This window comes from Citrobacter sp. Cf136 (assembly GCF_030333815.1).
GTDB classification, from domain to species: domain Bacteria; phylum Pseudomonadota; class Gammaproteobacteria; order Enterobacterales; family Enterobacteriaceae; genus Citrobacter; species Citrobacter freundii.
In genome coordinates, this window is record NZ_JAOWFE010000037.1 from 294,899 (window position 1) to 316,876 (window position 21,978).

Annotated in this window: 17 protein-coding genes and 1 other annotated feature; of the genes, 11 read left to right on the top strand and 6 right to left on the bottom strand. The window is 53.5% G+C overall.

Annotation, left to right across the window (positions count from 1 at the left end):
* Positions 1–89: 89 nt before the first annotated feature.
* Together acrB and acrA are read right to left on the bottom strand one after the other, a co-directional pair.
* The gene (gene acrB, locus OGV98_RS15250; protein ID WP_003021736.1) at positions 90–3,239 is read right to left on the bottom strand and encodes an efflux RND transporter permease AcrB; all 3,150 of its coding nucleotides are present in this window, start codon (positions 3,237–3,239) and stop codon (positions 90–92) included.
* A gap of 22 nt (positions 3,240–3,261) precedes the next feature.
* A complete protein-coding gene (gene acrA / locus OGV98_RS15255; RefSeq protein WP_003835922.1) occupies positions 3,262–4,455 on the bottom strand; it encodes a multidrug efflux RND transporter periplasmic adaptor subunit AcrA in 1,194 nt (397 codons plus the stop codon).
* A 141-nt stretch (positions 4,456–4,596) separates the two neighbouring features.
* Here acrA and acrR point away from each other — a divergent pair, with 141 nt between their 5' ends.
* Both acrR and mscK read left to right on the top strand, forming a co-directional pair.
* Positions 4,597–5,247, top strand: coding sequence for a multidrug efflux transporter transcriptional repressor AcrR (gene acrR, locus OGV98_RS15260; protein ID WP_003021744.1), 651 nt, complete (start codon positions 4,597–4,599; stop codon positions 5,245–5,247).
* 126 nt (positions 5,248–5,373) lie between these two features.
* On the top strand, positions 5,374–8,739 hold the full coding sequence (mscK, locus tag OGV98_RS15265; RefSeq protein ID WP_003835917.1) for a mechanosensitive channel MscK: 3,366 nt from the start codon (positions 5,374–5,376) through the stop codon (positions 8,737–8,739).
* Between the two features lie 75 nt (positions 8,740–8,814).
* Here mscK and rsmS read toward each other — a convergent pair whose 3' ends face one another.
* Together rsmS and priC are read right to left on the bottom strand one after the other, a co-directional pair.
* Positions 8,815–8,976, bottom strand: a complete 162-nt coding sequence (gene rsmS / locus OGV98_RS15270) for a pleiotropic regulatory protein RsmS (protein ID WP_003021750.1) — start codon at positions 8,974–8,976, stop codon at positions 8,815–8,817.
* Positions 8,977–8,990: 14 nt separating this feature from the next.
* A complete protein-coding gene (gene priC, locus OGV98_RS15275) occupies positions 8,991–9,518 on the bottom strand; it encodes a primosomal replication protein N'' (RefSeq protein WP_003021753.1) in 528 nt (175 codons plus the stop codon).
* A 69-nt stretch (positions 9,519–9,587) separates the two neighbouring features.
* On the opposite strand from priC, the gene OGV98_RS15280 reads away from it, so the two are divergent.
* The 8 genes from OGV98_RS15280 to hemH all read left to right on the top strand — a co-directional run bounded on the left by OGV98_RS15280 (position 9,588) and on the right by hemH (position 17,740).
* Positions 9,588–9,965: a DUF454 family protein gene (locus OGV98_RS15280; protein WP_200018460.1), complete on the top strand. Its 378-nt coding sequence runs from the start codon at positions 9,588–9,590 to the stop codon at positions 9,963–9,965.
* A gap of 193 nt (positions 9,966–10,158) precedes the next feature.
* On the top strand, positions 10,159–10,710 hold the full coding sequence (gene apt, locus OGV98_RS15285) for an adenine phosphoribosyltransferase (RefSeq protein WP_003021759.1): 552 nt from the start codon (positions 10,159–10,161) through the stop codon (positions 10,708–10,710).
* A gap of 118 nt (positions 10,711–10,828) precedes the next feature.
* Positions 10,829–12,760 (top strand): DNA polymerase III subunit gamma/tau, encoded by a 1,932-nt coding sequence (gene dnaX / locus OGV98_RS15290; protein WP_003021761.1) that lies wholly within the window; start codon positions 10,829–10,831, stop codon positions 12,758–12,760.
* Positions 12,093–12,157, top strand: a sequence feature (DnaX frameshifting element). (Overlaps the previous gene by 65 nt.)
* Positions 12,761–12,817: 57 nt before the next feature.
* Positions 12,818–13,147 (top strand): YbaB/EbfC family nucleoid-associated protein, encoded by a 330-nt coding sequence (locus tag OGV98_RS15295; RefSeq protein ID WP_003021764.1) that lies wholly within the window; start codon positions 12,818–12,820, stop codon positions 13,145–13,147.
* Complete coding sequence (gene recR / locus OGV98_RS15300; RefSeq protein ID WP_286551663.1) at positions 13,147–13,752, top strand: recombination mediator RecR; 606 nt, start codon at positions 13,147–13,149, stop codon at positions 13,750–13,752. The genes OGV98_RS15295 and recR overlap by 1 nt, the downstream gene beginning before the upstream one ends.
* A gap of 110 nt (positions 13,753–13,862) precedes the next feature.
* The gene (gene htpG / locus OGV98_RS15305) at positions 13,863–15,737 is read left to right on the top strand and encodes a molecular chaperone HtpG (RefSeq protein WP_088902650.1); all 1,875 of its coding nucleotides are present in this window, start codon (positions 13,863–13,865) and stop codon (positions 15,735–15,737) included.
* A 232-nt stretch (positions 15,738–15,969) separates the two neighbouring features.
* Entirely contained in the window at positions 15,970–16,614 is a 645-nt protein-coding gene (adk, locus tag OGV98_RS15310; protein WP_003021773.1) for an adenylate kinase, read from the top strand.
* A 163-nt stretch (positions 16,615–16,777) separates the two neighbouring features.
* Positions 16,778–17,740, top strand: a complete 963-nt coding sequence (gene hemH / locus OGV98_RS15315) for a ferrochelatase (protein ID WP_202580716.1) — start codon at positions 16,778–16,780, stop codon at positions 17,738–17,740.
* Here hemH and aes read toward each other — a convergent pair.
* Positions 17,737–18,696, bottom strand: a complete 960-nt coding sequence (gene aes, locus OGV98_RS15320; RefSeq protein WP_202580715.1) for an acetyl esterase — start codon at positions 18,694–18,696, stop codon at positions 17,737–17,739. The genes hemH and aes overlap by 4 nt on opposite strands.
* A 152-nt stretch (positions 18,697–18,848) precedes the next feature.
* Between aes and gsk the strand changes: the two genes are divergently transcribed.
* Positions 18,849–20,153, top strand: coding sequence for an inosine/guanosine kinase (gene gsk, locus OGV98_RS15325; RefSeq protein WP_003021781.1), 1,305 nt, complete (start codon positions 18,849–18,851; stop codon positions 20,151–20,153).
* 91 nt (positions 20,154–20,244) lie between these two features.
* Here the strand turns inward: gsk and ybaL are convergent, their stop codons facing one another.
* The gene (gene ybaL / locus OGV98_RS15330; RefSeq protein WP_003835904.1) at positions 20,245–21,924 is read right to left on the bottom strand and encodes a YbaL family putative K(+) efflux transporter; all 1,680 of its coding nucleotides are present in this window, start codon (positions 21,922–21,924) and stop codon (positions 20,245–20,247) included.
* Positions 21,925–21,978 lie beyond the last annotated feature (54 nt).

A 21,978-nucleotide genomic window follows, 5' to 3' on the forward strand; every position in this document is an offset into this window, starting at 1 on the left:
CGATAGAAAATAAACGGAATGGCAATAAGTGATTTTTATGATTTTTCCAGAAAAAAGGCCGCTTGCGCGGCCTTATCTTTAGAGATGTATCAATGATGCTCTACTGAGTGGCTATGCTCAATATCTTCATTTTTGCGGCTAAAGCGGCGGCGTACCACCACAAAGAACACCGGAACAAAGAAGATCGCCAACACGGTTGCCGTCACCATCCCACCCATTACGCCAGTACCAACGGCGTTCTGCGCACCGGAGCCTGCGCCGGAGCTGATGACCAGCGGCATTACGCCCAGAATAAAGGCCAGTGACGTCATCAGGATTGGACGTAAACGCATGCGTACTGCGTCCAGCGTCGCCTCTATCAGACCTTTACCCTCTTTATCCATCAAGTCTTTGGCGAATTCGACGATAAGTATCGCGTTCTTCGCCGACAACCCAATGGTTGTAAGCAGGCCTACCTGGAAGTAAACGTCGTTGGTCAGGCCGCGGAACGTTGCTGCCAGCAATGCACCGATAACACCCAGTGGTACAACCAGCATTACGGAGAACGGAATTGACCAGCTCTCGTACAACGCTGCCAGACACAAGAATACGACGATCAGTGAAATGGCATACAGGGCAGGAGCCTGGTTGCCGGACAGTCGTTCCTGGTAGGACATACCGGTCCAGTCATAACCGATACCGGATGGCAGTTTGCTGGCCAGTTGCTCCATCATCGCCATGGCTTCACCGGTACTTTTACCCGGAGCGGCCTGGCCTAAGATTTCCATGGAAGGCAAACCGTTATAGCGTTCCAGACGCGGCGAACCGTATTCCCAACGTGAGGTTGAGAAGGCGGAGAACGGTACCATCTGTCCATCGCTACCGCGGACATACCAGTTTCCAATATCTTCCGGCAACATACGGTATTTCGCTTCAGACATGACGTAAACTTTCTTCACACGACCACGGTCGATGAAGTCATTCACGTAGCTTCCGCCCCATGCTGCACCCAGCGTTGTATTAATATCACTAATGGAAACGCCCAGAGCCTGCGCTTTTTCCTGATCGATATCGATCTTGAACTGCGGCGTATCTTCCAGACCGTTAGGACGAACACCGACCAACAGATCAGGATGCTTCGCGACTTCACCAAACAGTTGGTTACGCGCCTGAGTCAGCTTCTCATGGCCCAGACCCGCCTGGTCAATCAACTGGAAGTCAAAACCGGTTGCGGTCCCTAACTCCACAATCGCTGGCAGGTTAAAGGCAAAGACCATCGCGTCTTTAATCTGCGAGAATGCGCCCATTGCACGCTGAGTAATCGCTTCAACCTTGTTCTCTTCGCCAGGACGTTCACTCCAGTCTTTCAGAGAAACGAACGCGATGCCGGTGTTCTGACCACGACCAGCAAAACCGAAACCGTTAACGGCAAACACCGATTCAACGTTCGCTTTTTCCTTGGTCAGGTAGTAATCCGTCATTTCGTCCAGTACCTTCTGGGTACGCTCTTGCGTCGCACCCGCTGGCAGCTGAGCCATAGACAGGAATACCCCCTGGTCTTCATCTGGCAGGAACGAACTTGGCAGACGAACGAACAGATAGGCCATGCCCACAACGATAATCAGATACAGCGCCAGATAACGACCGGTGCTGCGCAGAATACCGCCCACGCTATCGGTGTAATGATGCGTGCTCTTATCGAACATGCGGTTAAACCAGCCGAAGAAGCCTTTTTTGCCTTCTCCGTGATCGCCTTTAGCAATCGGTTTGAGCATGGTCGCACACAGGGCAGGGGTCAGAATCAATGCCACCAGTACAGACAGCGCCATCGCGGAAACAATGGTGATGGAGAACTGACGGTAAATTGCACCGGTCGACCCCCCGAAGAACGCCATTGGGATAAATACCGCTGACAGCACCATCGCGATACCCACCAATGCGCCCTGAATCTGGCCCATCGATTTTCGCGTTGCTTCCTTCGGCGGTAGTCCTTCCTCAGCCATTACACGTTCAACGTTCTCGACCACAACGATGGCGTCATCCACCAGCAGGCCGATGGCGAGCACCATCCCGAACATCGTCAGGGTATTTATTGAGAAGCCGAAAATCGCCAGGACGGCAAACGTACCCAAGAGTACCACCGGCACGGCGATAGTCGGAATCAGCGTCGCGCGGAAGTTCTGCAGGAACAGATACATTACCAGGAACACGAGGATGATTGCTTCTGCCAGCGTTTTCACTACTTCGTGAATAGAAATTTTCACGAACGGCGTGGTGTCATACGGGTAAACGATCTTCAGACCTGACGGGAAGAACGGCTCCATCTTCTTCAGTTCTTCGCGGATAGCGTTTGCGGTGTCCAGGGCGTTAGCACCTGTAGCCAGCTTGATACCCAGACCGGATGCCGGTTTACCGTTGAACTTCGCAATGATGTCGTAGTTCTCACCGCCCAGTTCCACTTTCGCCACGTCACGCAGACGAACCTGGGAACCATCCTGATTCACTTTCAGCAGGATTTTGCCGAACTCATCAGCGGAGGTCAGACGGGTTTGCGCAATGATCGATGCGTTAAGCTGCTGACCTTTCACCGGCGGCGTACCACCTAACTGACCGGCTGCAACCTGGGCGTTCTGCGCTTTGATGGCGCTGATTACATCAACCGGTGTCAGCTGGAAGTTGTTCAGTTTGTTCGGATCCATCCAGATACGCATCGCGTACTGAGAACCAAACAGCTGAACGTCGCCCACGCCTGAAGTACGGCTAATGGCATCCTTCATGTTGGCGCCAACGTAGTCGGAAATATCCTCCTGCGTCATGGTGCCGTTGGTGTTGATAACACCGACAACCATCAGGAAGCTGCTGGATGACTTCTCAACGCTAACCCCTTGCTGCTGTACTTCCTGAGGCAGCAACGGCATGGCCAGCTGCAGTTTGTTCTGCACCTGTACCTGTGCGATATCCGCATCAGTACCAGACTGGAAGGTTAGGGTGATCTGCACGGTACCCGTGGAGTCACTGTTAGAGGACATGTACATCAGGTTATCGATACCGTTCATGTTCTGTTCGATAACCTGCGTAACAGTATCCTGTACTGTTTTGGCATCAGCGCCAGGGTAGGTCGCGGAGATCGTCACTGCTGGCGGTGCAATAGTCGGATATTGCGCTACCGGCAATTTGAGGATCGCGAGCCCCCCTGCCAACATGATGATAATGGCGATCACCCACGCAAATATTGGGCGATCGATAAAGAAATTAGGCATGTCTTAACGGCTCCTGTTTAAGTTAAGACTTGGACTGTTCAGGCTGGCTACCGCTTTGGCCTTGCTGGTTGTTATCAGCGGTGATTTCCTGCGCTTTTACCTGCGCGCCAGGACGTACTTTCTGCAGCCCAGTAACAATCACGCGGTCGCCCGGCTTAAGTCCATCAGTGACTAACCATTTGTCGCCAATCGCTTGTGCGGCGACAATTTGACGAGTTTCAACTTTGTTGTCTGCACCGATAACCAATGCACTGGCATCGCCACGCGGTGTGCGGGTAACGCCTTGCTGTGGAACCAGTAATGCTGTTGGGTTAATCCCTTCTTCCAGACGAGCGCGGACGAACATACCCGGCAGTAAGGTATGATCCGGGTTCGGGAAAATTGCGCGTAACGTAATTGACCCAGTGGTTTGATCTACCGTCACATCAGAAAATTCCAGCGTACCGGACTGCGGGTATTTAATGCCGTCATTGGTCACCAGTTCGACTTTCGCTTTACCGTTCTCTTGCTTCAGCGTGCCGTTGGCCAGCTCTTGTTTCAGGCGCAGGAAGTCGTTGCTTGACTGCGTCACGTCTACATAGATGGGATCCAACTGCTGAACGGTCGCCAGTGCGGTCGCCTGACCGTTTTGCACCAGAGCGCCTTCCGTAACGGATGATTTACCAATGCGACCGCTGATCGGTGACGTCACTTTGGTGTAAGCCAGATTGATGCGTGCAGTTTCTACCGCAGCTTTCGCGGCAACAACGGCGGCGTTTGCCTGCTGTGCGTCAGCCAACGCGCTATCGTAGTCCTGTTGGCTGATGTACTTAGTACCCAACAGTTTCTGATAACGTTTCACCGTCAGTTGAGCAATATTTGCTGCGGCTTGTGCTTTGGCCAGATCGCCTTTTGCACTTTCATAAGCGGCCTGGTAAGTAGCAGGATCAATCTGATAGAGAGATACACCCGCTTCGATGTCACCACCTTCCGTGAAATTACGTTTCAGGATAATCCCGCTAACCTGAGGACGAACTTCAGCAATACGAAACGCACTGGTGCGACCCGGAAGTTCGGTTGTGATCTGTAGAGGTTCAGTTTTGAGCGTAACAACTCCAACCTCTGGCATTTGCTGGCCCCCTTGCTGGGCCTGTTTGTCGTCACATCCTGTTAGCGCTAAGCTGCCTGAGAGCATCAGAACGACTGCCAGAGGCGTTAACCCTCTGTTTTTGTTCATATGTAAACCTCGAGTGTCCGATTTCAAATTGATCAATGGCTTAAAGCCCATAAACCCATTGCTGCGTTTATATTATCGTCGTGCTATGGTACATACATTCACAAATGTATGTAAATCTAACGCCTGTAAATTCACTGACCTATGGCACGAAAAACCAAACAACAAGCACAGGAAACACGACAACACATTCTTGATGTCGCTCTGCGTATGTTTTCGCAACAAGGGGTCTCATCCACCTCGCTGGCTGAGATCGCAAAAGCCGCTGGTGTGACGCGCGGTGCAATCTATTGGCATTTCAAAAACAAATCGGATTTATTCAGTGAAATCTGGGAGCTAGCAAAACCTAACATTGATGAGTTAGAGACTGAGTATCAGGCAAAATTCCCTGACGATCCACTATCAGTATTAAGAGAAATTTTAATTTACGTTCTTGAAACTACCGTGACAGAAGAACGCCGACGTTTATTGATGGAGATTATATTCCACAAATGCGAATTTGTCGGGGAAATAGCATCAGTTCAGTTAGTCGAACGTAGCCTGTGTCTGGAAAACTATGACCGTATAGAAAAAACGTTACGCCACTGTATGGATGTCAACATGTTGCCGGAAAACCTGAACACACGTCGTGTAGCGGTGTTAATGCGTAGCTATATTTCCGGGATCATGGAGAACTGGTTATTTGCTCCCGAATCGTTTGATCTGAAGAATGAGGCTCGTCAGTACGTGGCGGTGCTGCTGGAGATGTGTCTGCTTTGTCCAAGCTTGCGCCTGCAGGCAGGAGAGACAAGCTAGTTTGCCATTCTGCACCAGGAATTCTCCTGGTCGTTTTGCCTGCTGCTATTCTGCCGGTCACAGCCGTGATATTCTTGCCGCTTGACTATTTCCGGTCACTTTCCCGGTTCAGAAACATTCATTCTCATGACTATGTTGCAGCTCTATAAACGTTCACAGCATGTAATTGCTATTAGCATACTTTTCTTCATTCTATTGTTATCCTGCCAGTCATCTGCATTTGCGCGGGCGCAACAGAGTGGTGAACTGCCGACGAAAGCAGATATTCAGAGCCAACTGGACGCACTGAGTAAACAAAAAGATCTCTCCGCGCAGGATAAGCTGGTCCAACAGGATCTCATCGATACTATCGCCACGCTGGATAAAATCGATCGCGTGAAAGATGAGACCGTACAGCTTCGCCAGAAAGTGGCCCAGGCGCCGGAGAAAATGCGCCAGGCGACGGATGCGCTAAATTCGCTCAGCGATGTCGACAATGACGACGAAACGCGAAAAACGCTGAGCACGCTTTCCTTACGACAGCTTGAGTCACGCGTCGCGCAGGTGCTCGATGACCTGCAAAGCTCGCAAAACGATCTGGCCACGTATAACAGCCAGCTGGTGTCGCTCCAGACTCAGCCAGAGCGCGTACAAAATGCGATGTACACCGCGTCGCAGCAGATGCAGCAAATCCGCAACCGACTTGATGGTACTAATGTAGGCGAAGGTGCTTTACGCCCCAGCCAGCAGGTGCTGTTACAGGCGCAGCAGGCGCTGCTGAATGCGCAGATCGACCAACAGCGTAAGAGCCTTGAAGGTAATACGATTTTGCAAGATACCTTGCAAAAACAACGTGATTACGTGACGGCGAACAGTAACCGCCTTGAGCATCAGCTCCAGCTCCTGCAGGAAGCGGTGAACAGCAAGCGACTGACGTTAACCGAAAAAACGGCGCAGGAAGCAGTCACGCCGGATGAAGCCGAGCGTATTCAGTCCAATCCGTTAGTGAAGCAGGAGCTTGATGTTAACCATCAGCTCAGCCAGCGTCTGATTGCCGCGACCGAAAACGGCAACAGCCTGATGCAGCAAAATATCAAAGTCAAAAACTGGCTTGACCGCGCGCTGCAATCCGAACGCAACATTAAAGAACAGATCGCCGTTCTGAAAGGCAGTCTGCTGCTGTCGCGTATTCTGTATCAGCAACAACAAACGCTGCCGTCGGCGGATGAACTTGCCGATATGACCAACCGGATCGCCGACTTGCGTCTGGAGCAGTTCGAGGTCAACCAGCAGCGCGACGCGCTGTTCCAGAATGATGCGTTTGTCGCCAAACTGGAAGAAGGGCACAGCAACGAAGTTAACGGCGAAGTCCATGATGCCTTACTGCAGGTTGTGGATATGCGTCGTGAACTGTTGGATCAGCTCAATAAGCAACTGGGCAACCAGCTGATGATGGCGATTAATCTGCAAATTAACCAGCAGCAGTTAATGAGCGTGTCGAAAAACCTGAAAGGGATCCTCACGCAGCAGATTTTCTGGGTTAACAGTAACCGCCCGATGGACTGGGACTGGATCAAAGCTTTCCCGCAAACGCTTAAAGACCAGTTTAAGTCGATGAAAATCACGGTGAACTGGGAAAAAGCGTGGCCCGCAGTATTTATTGCGTTCCTGGCGGGATTGCCGCTGCTGCTCATTGCCGGGTTAATCCGCTGGCGTCTGAAATGGTTGAAAGAGTATCAGGCGAAATTAGCCGCTGCGGTGGGTAACCTGCGTAATGACAGTCAGCTCAACACGCCAAAAGCGATTCTGATCGATCTCATCAGAGCCTTGCCGGCGTGCCTGATTATCCTTGCGGTAGGTCTGATTCTGCTTACCATGCAGTTGAATATCAGCGACCTACTGTGGGCGTTCAGTAAGAAGATGACAGTCTTCTGGCTGGTGTTTGGTTTGTGCTGGAAGGTGCTGGAAAAAGATGGCGTGGCAATTCGTCATTTTGGTATGCCAGCAAAACAAACTAGCCATTGGCGCCGCCAAATCGTGCGTATTAGCCTGGCGCTGTTGCCGCTTAATTTTTGGTCGGTCATTGCTGAACTGTCACCGCTCAATCTGATGGACGATGTGCTGGGTCAGGTGGTGATTTTCCTCAACCTGCTGCTGATCGCCTTCCTGGTATGGCCAATGTGCCGCGAAAGCTGGCGTGATAAAGAGTCGCATGGTCTGCGTCTGGTGACGATTACCGTGCTGTCTATTATCCCGATAGCATTAATGGTGCTGACGGCGACCGGCTATTTCTACACCACGCTGCGTCTGGCGGGACGCTGGATTGAAACGGTTTATCTGGTCATTCTCTGGAACCTGCTGTACCAGACCGTACTGCGTGGATTGAGCGTCGCGGCACGCCGTATCGCCTGGCGTCGTGCGCTGGCGCGTCGTCAGAACCTGGTGAAAGAAGGTGCGGAAGGTGCCGAACCGCAGGAAGAACCGACCATCGCGCTTGAGCAGGTTAACCAGCAAACGCTGCGTATAACTATGCTGGTGATGGTTGCCCTGTTTGGTGTCTTGTTCTGGGCCATTTGGTCTGATTTGATCACCGTGTTCAGCTATCTCGACAGCATTACGCTCTGGCATTACAACGGTACCGAAGCGGGTGCGGCAGTGGTGAAAGACGTCACCATGGGTAGCCTGCTGTTTGCGATTATTGCCTCAATGGTCGCGTGGGCGCTGATCCGTAACTTACCCGGCCTGTTGGAAGTGCTGGTGCTCTCGCGACTGAAGATGCGTCAGGGCGCTTCGTATGCGATCACCACGATCCTTAACTACGCGATCATCGCCATCGGCGCGATGACGGTCTTCGGATCGCTCGGTGTTTCGTGGGATAAACTACAGTGGCTGGCAGCAGCCCTGTCGGTTGGTCTTGGTTTTGGTTTGCAGGAAATCTTCGGTAACTTTGTTTCGGGTCTGATTATTTTGTTTGAACGCCCGGTCCGCATCGGCGATACCGTGACTATCGGTACGTTCTCAGGAACGGTCAGCAAGATCCGTATCCGTGCCACCACCATTACCGACTTCGATCGCAAAGAGGTGATCATCCCGAACAAAGCCTTTGTGACGGAGCGTTTGATCAACTGGTCGCTTTCCGATACCACCACGCGTCTGGTGATCCGCATCGGCGTGGCCTACGGTTCGGATCTGGACAAAGTGAAGAAAGTGCTGCTGCAGGCGGCGATGGAACACCCGAAAGTGATGCACGATCCGGAGCCTGCTGTGTTCTTTACCGCCTTCGGCGCCAGCACGCTGGATCATGAACTGCGTTTATACGTGCGTGAACTGCGCGATCGTAGTCACACGGTTGATGAACTGAACCGTGCGGTCGATCGTTTGTGCCGTGAAAACGACATTGATATCGCCTTTAACCAGCTTGAAGTGCACCTGCACAACGCGAAGGGCGACACCGTGACCGAGGTTAAGCGTGACATCATTAAAGGTGATGATCCGACGCCTTCGGTAGGTTAATAGAAAAACTCATCAGGCCTGCGAGCTTCGATTCATTCGTAGGCCTGGTAAGTGCAACGCTATCAGGCATTTCAGCTATAGCGCGTTTTTTGAAGAAGAGAGCTGTTTCTTTTCGTAATCCCGTTTAACAATCTCCAGCGCCTTCAGTACGGTTTCAGGTGCAACCTGATTTTCCTCAAGTAAAACAATCAAATCGACGGCCAGTTTGACCTCGTCCGGGGCGTTCTCTAATGACATAAATTCTCCGGGGATTAACGGGTTAAACGCGCCAGCACGTTTTCTATTCTTGCCAGAGCATGACGGCAGCGCGCCAGTCGCGCCTCGAATGCTTCTACTTCACGATGCAGTTTTTGCTGTTCTGCAAAGCCGGTAGCCTGAGCCAGACGCTCTTTGCGTTCACGCGTCATTTCAACCAGACGGCGTTCAAACTCCTGATGTTGGACCCGCTTGCGCTGCCAGCGCGCCAGACCTGGAGATGCGCTGTCCCACTCGCGTAGCGACCAACTGGCAGTTTCACGTGAAATCGCCTCTAACTGTGAGGCAAGGTGTTCCGCAAGCCAGGTGATTTGTGGTAGTTGTTGCTGCTCAACGGCGCGACGTAGGGCAGTAAGATTATCGTCAGCTTCATCCAGGCAGGCCTGCAGCAATGTGCTGCGCGTGTGAAACAGATGCCTGTCAAAGCGGGCGCTAAGCGTTGTGTGGTGCGCCAGCGGAGCACAACGCTGTCGCAGGCGGTTAAGCTGGTTTTCGAGCGTCTGTAACAGCATGGCGGTTTTCACAACAACACTCCGATGAAAATGAGAACTGTTATGCTAAAGTAGCGATTCTCTGTGTTAAGTACTGATATTATGCAACGCATTATTCTAATCATCATTGGCTGGATAGCGGTAGTGCTAGGTACGCTGGGCGTAGTATTGCCTCTGTTACCGACGACGCCGTTTATACTGCTGGCCGCCTGGTGTTTTGCCCGCTCATCGCCGCGTTTTCACGACTGGTTGCTTTACCGTTCGTGGTTCGGCGGGTATCTGCGTCACTGGCAAAAACATCGCGCGATGCCGCCGGGAGCAAAACCGCGCGCTATTTTGTTGATTCTGGTGACGTTTGCTATTTCCCTCTGGATGGTCAATATGATGTGGGTACGCGGCCTGCTGCTGGTTATTCTCGCCTGTTTACTGATTTTTATGTGGCGGATCCCGGTGATTGATGAAAAACAACAAAAGCAGTAAAGCGCAATAATCGCTGTTGCAATTGTCTCTCGCAGCCAGTAAATTCGACCGTTTTCGAGCACAGGCGCAGATGGTCAAAGGTTAACCAAGTGTAACCTTGGCCCTAATATAGACACAAAATCATTCAAGATACGTCGAGGATGAAGTGTATAGTGCGCCGTGAAGTAATACTGTATTAATCAGGCACAAACTTATGACCGCGACTGCACAGCAGCTTGAGTTTCTCAAAAATAGCATCAAAAGCATCCACGACTACCCAAAACCGGGCATTCTTTTCCGTGATGTCACCAGTTTACTGGAAGATCCGAAAGCCTACGCCCTCAGCATTGAATTGCTGGTTGAGCGCTACAAAAATGCGGGGATCACTAAAGTGGTTGGCACCGAAGCGCGTGGCTTCCTGTTTGGCGCGCCGGTAGCGTTGGGGCTGGGCGTCGGCTTTGTTCCGGTACGCAAACCGCGTAAGCTTCCGCGTGAAGTTATTGCTGAGACCTATGAGCTGGAGTACGGCACCGATCAGCTGGAAATCCACGTTGATGCCATCAAACCGGGTGATAAAGTCCTGGTTGTGGACGATCTTCTGGCAACTGGCGGCACGATTGAAGCGACCGTGAAGCTGATCCGCCGTCTGGGTGGCGAAGTGACCGATGCTGCCTTTATCATTAACCTGTTTGATCTGGGCGGCGAGCAGCGTCTTGAAAAGCAGGGACTGACTTGTTATAGCCTGGTTCCATTCCCGGGCCACTAAGTCAGGCTATCTTATCCCGGTTGAAGTAATACCGAGATACACAACCTCGCCGTTGCTGCGAGGTTGTGTTAGCATTACCCTCCTGTGAATCCACCCTCCAGCCTTTCAGAGCCTGCCAATGAGTTATCAGGTCTTAGCCCGAAAATGGCGCCCACAAACCTTTGCTGACGTCGTCGGCCAGGAACATGTGCTGACGGCACTGGCGAACGGCTTGTCGTTAGGGCGTATTCATCATGCTTATTTGTTTTCCGGCACCCGTGGCGTCGGAAAAACCTCTATCGCCCGCTTGCTGGCGAAGGGATTAAACTGTGAAACTGGCATCACCGCTACGCCGTGCGGCGTGTGCGATAACTGCCGGGAAATTGAGCAGGGGCGTTTTGTCGATTTGATTGAAATCGATGCCGCCTCACGCACCAAAGTCGAAGATACTCGCGATCTGCTGGATAACGTTCAGTATGCGCCCGCGCGCGGTCGCTTTAAGGTCTATTTGATCGACGAAGTGCACATGCTGTCGCGCCACAGTTTTAACGCCTTGCTGAAAACGCTCGAAGAGCCGCCCGCGCACGTCAAATTCCTGCTGGCGACCACCGATCCGCAGAAGCTGCCGGTGACCATCCTGTCACGCTGTCTGCAATTCCATCTTAAAGCGCTGGATGTCGAACAGATTCGCCATCAGCTTGAGCATATTCTCAAAGAAGAGCATATCGCCCATGAGCCACGTGCGCTGCAACTGCTGGCTCGTGCCGCAGACGGCAGCCTGCGCGATGCGCTGAGTTTGACCGATCAGGCGATTGCCAGCGGCGATGGTCAGGTCTCGACCGACGCGGTCAGCACTATGCTCGGCACGCTGGACGACGACCAGGCGCTCTCGCTTGTTGAAGCGGTTGTGGCTGCGGACGGCGAACGCGTGATGACGCTGGTGAACGACGCCGCCGCGCGTGGTATCGAATGGGAAGCGCTGCTGGTTGAGATGTCGGCTTTGCTGCATCGTATTGCCATGGTTCAGCTTTCACCTGCTGCGCTCGGTAGCGATATGGCCGCCATTGAACAGCGTATGCGTGAACTGGCGCGAATTGTACCGCCTACCGATGTGCAGCTTTACTACCAGACCCTGTTAATCGGACGCAAAGAACTGCCGTATGCGCCGGACAGACGAATGGGCGTCGAAATGACGCTGCTGCGTGCGCTGGCTTTTCATCCGCGCATGCCGCTCCCGGAACCTGAAGTCCCGCGCCAGTCGTTTGCCCCGGTCGCACCCACAGCGGTGATGACCCCGACGCAGGTGCCACAGCAGCAACCTGCGCCAGCGCAACAGCAACAGAATGTGCCGCTTTCCGATGCCACCAGTCAGGTGCTGGCGGCGCGCAGTCAACTGCAACGTGCTCAGGGAGCAACCAAAGCAAAAAAGAGTGAACCGGCAGCCGCTTCCCGCGCGCGGCCGGTGAATAATGCTGCGCTGGAAAGACTGGCTTCGGTGTCGGAACGTGTTCAGGCGCGTCCGGCAGTCTCTGCGCTGGAAAAAGCACCAGCGAAGAAAGAAGCGTATCGCTGGAAAGCGACCAATCCTGTTGCAGAAGTCAAAGAAGTCGTCGCCACGCCGAAAGCGCTGAAAAAAGCGCTTGAGCATGAAAAAACGCCGGAACTGGCAGCAAAGCTTGCGGCTGAAGCCATTGAACGCGACCCGTGGGCCGCCCAGGTGAGCCAGCTCTCGCTGCCTAAACTGGTGGAGCAGGTGGCGCTTAATGCCTGGAAAGAAGAGAATGGCAACGTGGTTTGCCTGCACCTGCGTTCCACGCAGCGACACCTTAATTCCAGCGGCGCGCAGCAAAAACTGGCCGAAGCACTGAGTTCCTTAACGGGGTCAACGGTTGAATTGACCATCGTTGAAGATGATAATCCTGCGGTGCGCACGCCGCTGGAGTGGCGTCAGGCCATTTATGAAGAGAAGCTCGCGCAGGCGCGTGAGTCGATTATTGCGGATAATAACATCCAGACGCTGCGTCGTTTTTTCGATGCGGAGCTGGACGAAGAGAGTATTCGCCCCATTTGATCGTCAGCCTAATGGTTTGACGGTCGTCATCCCTTAACGTGATTGAGAGAGAAGCCTATGTTTGGTAAAGGCGGTCTGGGTAACCTGATGAAACAGGCCCAGCAGATGCAAGAAAAAATGCAGCAGATGCAGGAAGAAGTCGCCAAGCTGGAAGTGACCGGCGAATCTGGCGCGGGTCTGGTAAAAGTGACCATCAACGGCGCGCATAACTGCCGTCGCGTGGAGATCGATCCAAGCCTGCTGGAAGACGACAAAGAGATGCTGGAAGACCTGGTTGCTGCGGCATTCAATGACGCGGCGCGTCGCATTGAAGAGACGCAGAAAGAGAAGATGGCCTCTGTTTCTTCCGGAATGCAGTTGCCGCCTGGCTTTAAGATGCCGTTCTGATGCAAACCAGCCCGCTGTTAACTCAGCTTATGGAAGCACTGCGCTGTCTGCCGGGCGTTGGCCCGAAGTCGGCGCAGCGCATGGCGTTCACGCTGCTTCAGCGCGATCGCAGCGGCGGGATGCGTCTGGCGCAGGCGTTAACGAAGGCGATGTCGGAAATCGGCCACTGTGCCGATTGCCGCACCTTCACAGAGCAGGAAGTCTGCAACATCTGCTCGAACCCGCGTCGCCAGGAAAACGGTCAGATTTGCGTGGTGGAGAGTCCGGCGGACATCTACGCCATTGAGCAAACCGGGCAATTTTCCGGACGTTACTTCGTGCTGATGGGACACCTGTCGCCGCTGGACGGTATCGGGCCTGATGATATCGGGCTGGATCGTCTTGAACAGCGACTGGCGTCTGAGCAAATCAACGAACTGATTCTGGCGACCAATCCCACGGTCGAAGGAGAGGCGACCGCCAACTATATTGCTGAGCTTTGCATGCAATATGGCGTTGAAGCCAGCCGTATCGCCCATGGCGTTCCGGTAGGCGGCGAGCTGGAAATGGTCGATGGCACCACGCTGTCGCACTCTCTGGCAGGACGACACAAGATTAAATTCTGAACAAACGGAGGCCGCGACGGCGGCTTCCGCTTGAAATCCTTCCCGCTTGTCCCCATTTCACCCTCAACGTGTTTTTACCATTGAATATGGCATTGTTGAGGTAGATCTACATGAAAGGACAAGAAACTCGTGGTTTTCAGTCAGAAGTAAAACAGCTTCTGCACCTGATGATCCATTCTCTGTATTCCAATAAAGAAATCTTCCTGCGTGAGCTTATCTCTAACGCCTCGGATGCGGCAGACAAGCTGCGTTTCCGCGCACTGTCTAACCCGGACCTGTATGAAGGTGACGGTGAGCTGCGTGTGCGTGTTTCCTTCGATAAAGATAAGCGTACGTTGACCATTGCCGATAACGGCGTGGGGATGAACCGTGATGACGTTATCGATCATCTGGGGACCATTGCGAAATCCGGCACCAAATCTTTCCTCGAATCTATGGGCTCCGATCAGGCGAAAGACAGCCAGTTGATCGGTCAGTTCGGGGTTGGTTTCTACTCTGCCTTCATCGTGGCGGACAAAGTCACCGTGCGTACCCGTGCTGCGGGTGATAAACCGGAAAACGGCGTGTTCTGGGAATCTGCGGGCGAAGGCGAGTACACCGTTGCTGATATTACCAAAGAAGACCGTGGTACCGAAATTACTCTGCATCTGCGTGAAGGCGAAGACGAGTTCCTCGATGACTGGCGCGTACGTTCCATCATCAGCAAATATTCCGACCATATTGCGCTGCCGGTAGAGATCGAAAAATCCGAAGAGAAAGACGGCGAGACCGTGGTTTCCTGGGAAAAAATCAACAAGGCGCAGGCGCTGTGGACCCGTAACAAGTCGGAAATCAAAGACGACGAGTACAACGAATTCTACAAGCACATCGCCCACGACTTCACTGACCCGCTGACCTGGAGCCACAACCGTGTGGAAGGTAAGCAGGAGTACACCAGCCTGCTGTATATCCCGTCGCAGGCGCCGTGGGATATGTGGAACCGCGATCACAAGCATGGTCTGAAACTGTACGTCCAGCGTGTCTTCATCATGGACGATGCCGAGCAGTTCATGCCGAACTACCTGCGCTTTGTCCGCGGTCTGATAGATTCTAACGATCTGCCGCTGAACGTTTCTCGCGAGATCCTGCAGGACAGCACCGTCACTCGTAACCTGCGCAGCGCGCTGACCAAACGCGTACTGCAGATGCTGGAAAAACTGGCGAAAGACGACGCGGAAAAATACCAGACCTTCTGGAAGCAATTCGGCCTGGTGCTGAAAGAAGGCCCGGCGGAAGACCACGCCAACCAGGAAACGATCGCTAAACTGATGCGCTTCGCGTCTACGCACACTGACTCCTCCGCGCAAACCGTGTCGCTGGAAGATTACATGTCGCGAATGAAAGAAGGGCAGGAGAAAATCTACTACATCACTGCAGACAGCTATGCGGCGGCGAAGAGCAGCCCGCACCTGGAACTGCTGCGTAAGAAAGGCATCGAAGTGCTGCTGCTTTCTGACCGCATCGATGAGTGGATGATGAACTACCTGACCGAGTTCGACGGTAAGGCATTCCAGTCCGTTGCTAAAGCTGACGAGTCCATCGACAAGCTGGCGGATGAAGTTGACGAATCGGCAAAAGAAGCGGAAAAAGCGCTGACGCCGTTCGTTGAGCGTGTGAAAACCCTGTTGGGTGACCGCGTGAAAGAAGTGCGTCTGACTCACCGTCTGACCGACACGCCAGCCATCGTTACCACCGATGCGGATGAAATGAGCACCCAGATGGCGAAACTGTTTGCCGCTGCAGGCCAGGCCGTACCGGAAGTGAAATATATCTTTGAACTGAACCCGGACCACGTGCTGGTAAAACGCACGGCGGATACTCAGGACGAAGCACAGTTCAAAGAGTGGGTTGAGCTGCTGCTGGATCAGGCGCTGTTTGCCGAGCGCGGCACGCTGGAAGACCCGAACCAGTTCATTCGTCGTATGAACCAGTTGCTGGTATCCTGATACCTGTAATGTAATGCCGGATGGCGCTAACGCTTATCCGGCCTACAACATCTTTTTGATCGTAGGCCGGATAAGGTGTTTACACCGCCATCCGGCAATTTCTTTCCTTATTTTCAATTTTCCCGCCATTAACCGTTTCAGCGCAGACTACCTTCCTTGAGCCAATTGCGTGATGGTGGTATCGTTTAGCGCTTTTTAAAAAATATCGACAACCTTTAAGGGGATTTTCGTAATGCGTATCATTCTGCTTGGCGCTCCGGGCGCGGGTAAAGGAACTCAGGCTCAGTTCATCATGGAGAAGTATGGTATTCCGCAAATCTCCACCGGTGATATGCTGCGTGCCGCCGTGAAATCTGGCTCCGAGCTGGGCAAACAAGCGAAAGACATCATGGACGCCGGTAAGTTGGTGACTGATGAGCTGGTGATCGCGCTGGTAAAAGAGCGTATTGCTCAGGAAGACTGCCGTAATGGTTTCCTGCTTGATGGCTTCCCGCGTACTATTCCGCAGGCAGACGCCATGAAAGAAGCGGGCATCAACGTGGACTACGTTCTGGAGTTTGACGTACCTGACGAACTGATCGTTGACCGTATCGTCGGTCGCCGCGTACACGCTGCTTCTGGCCGCGTTTACCACATCAAATTCAACCCGCCTAAGGTTGAAGGCAAAGACGACGTGACCGGCGAAGAGCTGACCACCCGTAAAGACGATCAGGAAGAGACCGTACGTAAGCGCCTGGTGGAATACCATCAGATGACCGCACCGCTGATCGGCTACTACTCTAAAGAAGCGCAGGCGGGTAACACCAAATACGCGAAAGTTGACGGCACTCAGGCCGTGGCTGACGTGCGCGCAGCGCTGGAAAAAATCCTCGGCTAATTTTTTCGCGTAATAAACCTCTTATCAGGTCTGCCATTATCTCGTAGGCCTGATAAGCGCAGCGTCATCAGGCAAATTCTCGTCTTACCTTTCACAGCAATTAGTTCTTCTTTACCGCTTTTCCGCTACAATTATCAACAATTTGAATCGATAAGAGGCGGTAATGCGTCAGACGAAAACCGGTATCCTGCTGGCAAACCTCGGCACTCCCGATGCCCCAACTCCCGAAGCCGTTAAGCGCTACCTGCGCCAGTTTTTAAGCGATCCACGCGTAGTTGATACGTCCCCTGCACTGTGGTGGCCGCTGCTGCGTGGTGTGATTTTGCCGCTGCGAGCGCCGCGTGTGGCAAAGCTGTACCAGTCAATCTGGATGGAAGACGGTTCCCCGCTGATGGTCTACAGCAAGGCGCAACAGCAGGCGCTGGCACAACGTCTGCCTGATACCCCTGTCGCGCTGGGGATGAGCTACGGTTCGCCATCGCTCGAAAGCGCGGTCGATGAACTGTTGGCAAGCGGAGTGGAACACATGGTGGTGTTACCGCTGTACCCGCAATATTCCTGTTCGACGGTTGCAGCAGTCTGGGACGAGCTGGCGCGCATCTTAGCGCGTAAACGCGGTATTCCCGGCGTCTCTTTTATTCGTGATTACGCCGATGACAGCAGCTACATTGATGCGCTGGCCAAGAGTGCCCGGGATTCATTCGCTCAACATGGCGAACCTGATTTACTGGTGCTCTCCTACCACGGCATTCCGCAGCGCTACGCCGATGAAGGCGATGACTACCCGCAGCGCTGTCGCGATACGACGCGTGAGCTGGTTTCAGCGCTTGGTCTGCCGCCGGAAAAAGTCATGATGACCTTCCAGTCTCGCTTTGGCCGCGAACCCTGGCTGACGCCGTATACCGACGAAACGTTAAAAATGCTGGCGGAGAAAGGAACCAGACATATCCAGGTTATGTGTCCGGGCTTCGCGGCTGATTGCCTCGAAACGCTGGAAGAGATAGCGGTGCAAAACCGGGAGATTTTCCTTGAGGCTGGCGGTAAGCAATATGAGTATATTCCGGCGTTGAATGCCACACCGGAACATATCGAAATGATGGTTAAACTGACCGCCGCCTACCGCTAAAGCTGTTGCTTAAAGAAACGCGCGCCGTCCTGCAGAGCTTCATCGGCGGTTTTCATCACCCGCGAATAGTGCAGGAAGGCGTGCAGCGTACCGGGATACATTTTGTACTGGCAGGGCTGCTGATGCGCCTGTAACGTCTGGAATAATAAGCGGCTATCGTCAATCAGTGGATCGAACTCCGCGCCGGCGATAAAACACGGCGGCACGTCACGCGTCAGGTCGTTATTAAACAGGCAATAGTACGGTGACTCGCGATCGTCAGCGCTACGTAGGTACGCGTTTTCATACATCTGCAAGTCCTCGCGGGTTAACCCATCCCACGCTCCGCCCATCAGCCGTCGGCTCAGTGAATCCTGTAGCCCGTAAAGCCCATACCACAACAGCACGCCAGCCACCTTGCCGCAGGCAATGCGTTTATCCCGCAGCCACAGCGCACTGGCAAGCGCCAGCATGGCTCCGGCGGAATCGCCCGCAAAACCAATCGTATTGATATTGAGGGAATAGTCGCCAGCATGTTGATGATAGTACTGGCAAACGGCGACGATCTCTTCGACGGCTTGTGGGTAGCGGGCCTCCGGCGCCAGCGAATAGTCGATGCCGATCACCGTGCACTGGGTGTAATGCGCAAGTAAACGCATAATACGGTCATGGGTATCCAGATTACCGAGAATAAAACCGCCGCCGTGCAGGTAATACAGCGTGGCCTGGCTTTGGGGCTGCGGAGCGTAGATGCGTGTGGCAACGGGGCCGCACGCGGTAGAAATCACGCATTCTCGGGTATGCATCTGCGGGGCATCGGCATTCCACAGTCGCCGCTCATGAATGTAGTGTTGGCGCTGGGCCACGAAGTCATCGGCAGCGGGCCACGGCGGCAAATCGTCGCGATGAAAATTCACCACGCTTTTCATTTCATCCGAAATTTTGTCGAGTACGGGGATTTTGTTTTCCGGCTTCATAAAACGCTCCTTGTGAAGGTGAGTTATTGTAGAAATTAATCCCGGATAAACTGCGATCTCACCGTCCGATATTGAAACTCAGCGTCGCATCGCATGCGCAGCAGGGAATGTGCTACCATGCATCGCTCAGTTAACCACCCGTAAAATCGACCATGAAATTTCCCGGTAAACGTAAATCCAAACACTATTTTCCCGTCAGCGCGCGCGATCCGTTGTTGCAACAAATTCAGCCAGAAAATGAAACCAGCGCAGCCTGGGTGGTGGGTATCGACCAGACGCTGGTGGATATTGAAGCCAAAGTGGATGATGACTTTGTAAAACGTTATGGATTAAGCGCCGGGCATTCTCTGGTGATTGCCGATGATGTCGCGGAAGCGCTCTATCAGGAACTGGTGCGTGAAAATTTGATCACCCATCAGTTTGCGGGCGGTACGATCGGTAACACGATGCACAACTACTCCGTGCTGGCGGATGACCGCTCGGTGCTGCTGGGCGTGATGTGCAGCAATATCGAGATTGGCAGCTATGCGTACCGCTATTTATGCAATACCTCCAGCCGTACCGATCTGAACTACCTACAAGGCGTTAATGGACCGATTGGTCGTTGCTTTACGCTGATTGGTGAATCCGGAGAGCGTACCTTCGCAATCAGCCCTGGGCATATGAATAAGCTACGGGCGGATAGCATCCCTGAGTCGGTGATTGCCGGAGCGTCCGCGTTGGTGCTGACGTCCTATCTGGTGCGCTGCGAGCCGGGCGAGCCGATGCCGGAAGCGACCATGAAGGCGATTGAATACGCTAAAAAACACAATGTGCCGGTGGTACTGACGCTGGGCACCAAATTCGTCATTGCCGATAACCCGCAGTGGTGGCAGGCATTCCTCAAAGAGCATGTCTCTATTCTGGCGATGAATGAAGAAGAGGCTGAAGCGCTGACCGGCGAGAACGATCCGCTGCTGGCGTCTGACAAGGCGCTGGACTGGGTGGATCTGGTGCTGTGCACTGCGGGTCCGGCGGGTCTGTATATGGCGGGCTTTACGGAAGAAGAAGTCAAACGTAAAACCCAGCATCCGCTGCTGCCTGGAGCGATTGCCGAATTCAATCAGTACGAATTCAGCCGCGCCATGCGCCATAAAGACTGTACCAATCCGCTGCGTGTGTATTCGCACATTGCACCGTATATGGGCGGGCCAGAAAAGATAATGAATACCAACGGTGCTGGCGACGGCGCGCTGGCGGCATTGCTGCATGATATTACTGCCAACAGCTATCACCGCAGTAACGTGCCTAACTCCAGCAAGCACAAGTTCACCTGGCTGACCTATTCGTCGCTAGCCCAGGTGTGTAAATATGCTAACCGCGTGAGTTACCAGGTGCTGAACCAGCATTCACCGCGCCTGACGCGCGGTTTGCCGGAACGTGAAGACAGTCTCGAAGAGTCGTACTGGGATCGCTGAGTTCTTGCCCGATGGCGCTACGCTTATCGGGCCTACGCGTAGCAATAGCAGGCCGGATAAGGCGTTTTACGCCGCCATCCGGCACGTAACATTAACTGGCGGTAGCAACTTCACCGGCAGGCGGCGTTTCAATTAGCTCCAGCATGGTACGGGCGATTTCACGCTCGCCCATGACGACCTGATTGGCGCCGCGCTCGGTAATATATTCCACCTCATCGTCATAATGTGCGCGGGCGATAATCTCAATCGACGGGCACTTCTCGCGAGCGGAAGCGACAATTTCACCCGCTTCATAGCCATTCGGAATGGTTAGCAACAGCCAGCGTGCGCAATCCAGATGCGCCAGATTCATAATCTCTTCGTTAGCGGCATTTCCTAGCACCGCGCGGATCCCACGCTCGCGCAGTTCATCCACCCGGGTACGTGAGGTTTCGATAACCACCAGCGGGATCCCGGCAGCCATCAATTTCTCACCCAGCAGGCTGCCGACGCGACCAAAGCCAACCAGCAGGGCGTGATTGCAGATATCCACCGGAATTTGCTTCTCTTCTTCGATAGCCTCTTCCAGAGTCTGCTCTTCCAGCGTTTCTGTTTTGGCGAGATATTTTTCTAACACCGCGAACAGCACCGGGTTGAGCATTATGGACAGGATTGCCCCTGCCAGCACCAGATTCTGTCCGGCCTGCGGCAGCAGGTTTAACGCCATTCCCAGACCCGCCAGGATAAAGGCAAATTCACCAATTTGCGCCAGACTGGTGGCAATGGTGAGCGCCGTGCGTTGAGAGTGACCAAACATGCGCACCAGGAAATAGGCGGCAAGGGATTTACCAAAGATGATAATCGCCAGCGTGCCCAGTACTGCCAACGGCTGCTGGATCAGGACTAACGGATCGAACAGCATTCCGACGGAAACGAAGAACAGCACGGCGAACGCATCGCGCAGCGGCAGGGTGTCATGCGCCGCACGGTGGCTCAGCTCAGATTCATTCAGCACCATACCGGCGAAGAACGCGCCCAGTGCAAAGGAGACATCGAACAGCTCTACTGCGCCGAAGGCGATACCTAAGGCGAGGGCGAGGACTGAGAGGGTAAACAGTTCGCGTGAACCGGTTGCGGCGCTGCGGGCCATAATCCACGGTACCAGGCGACGACCCACCAGCATCATAATCGCGATAAACGCCACCACCTTACCGATGGTAATGCCCATATCGACAGCCAGCGAAGCGAAGCCGACATCTTCTTTTTCCAACATTCCGGCGACGGCTGGCAGGAGAACCAGCGTCAGTACCATCATCAGATCTTCGACAATCAGCCAGCCAATGGCAATTTGCCCGCGCTGGCTGTCAATGAGCTGTCGTTCTTCAAGCGCACGCAGTAGCACCACGGTGCTGGCGGTTGAAAGACACAGACCAAACACGATCCCCACCATCAGCGACCAGCCTAATACAGCTGAAAGCGCCATACCCAGCAGCGTTGCCACTGCTATCTGGGCAATCGCGCCGGGAATGGCGATTGACTTTACCGCCATCAAATCCTTCAGGGAAAAGTGCAGCCCGACGCCGAACATCAGCAGAATAACGCCAAGCTCGGCCAGTTCAGGCGCGAGCTTAGTATCAGCAACAAAACCAGGTGTAAATGGACCGGCCAGAACGCCCGCTAACAGATATCCCACCAGAGGAGAAATACGTAGTTTATTGGCAATCATGCCTAATATAAAAGCGAGTACAAGGCCGCCGACAATGGTGGTGATAAGCGGGGTGGCGTGATGCATTCCGTCTCCTTTGGTTGCTGTGATGATCCTAAAAACCCAAACTGCGAGTAATAG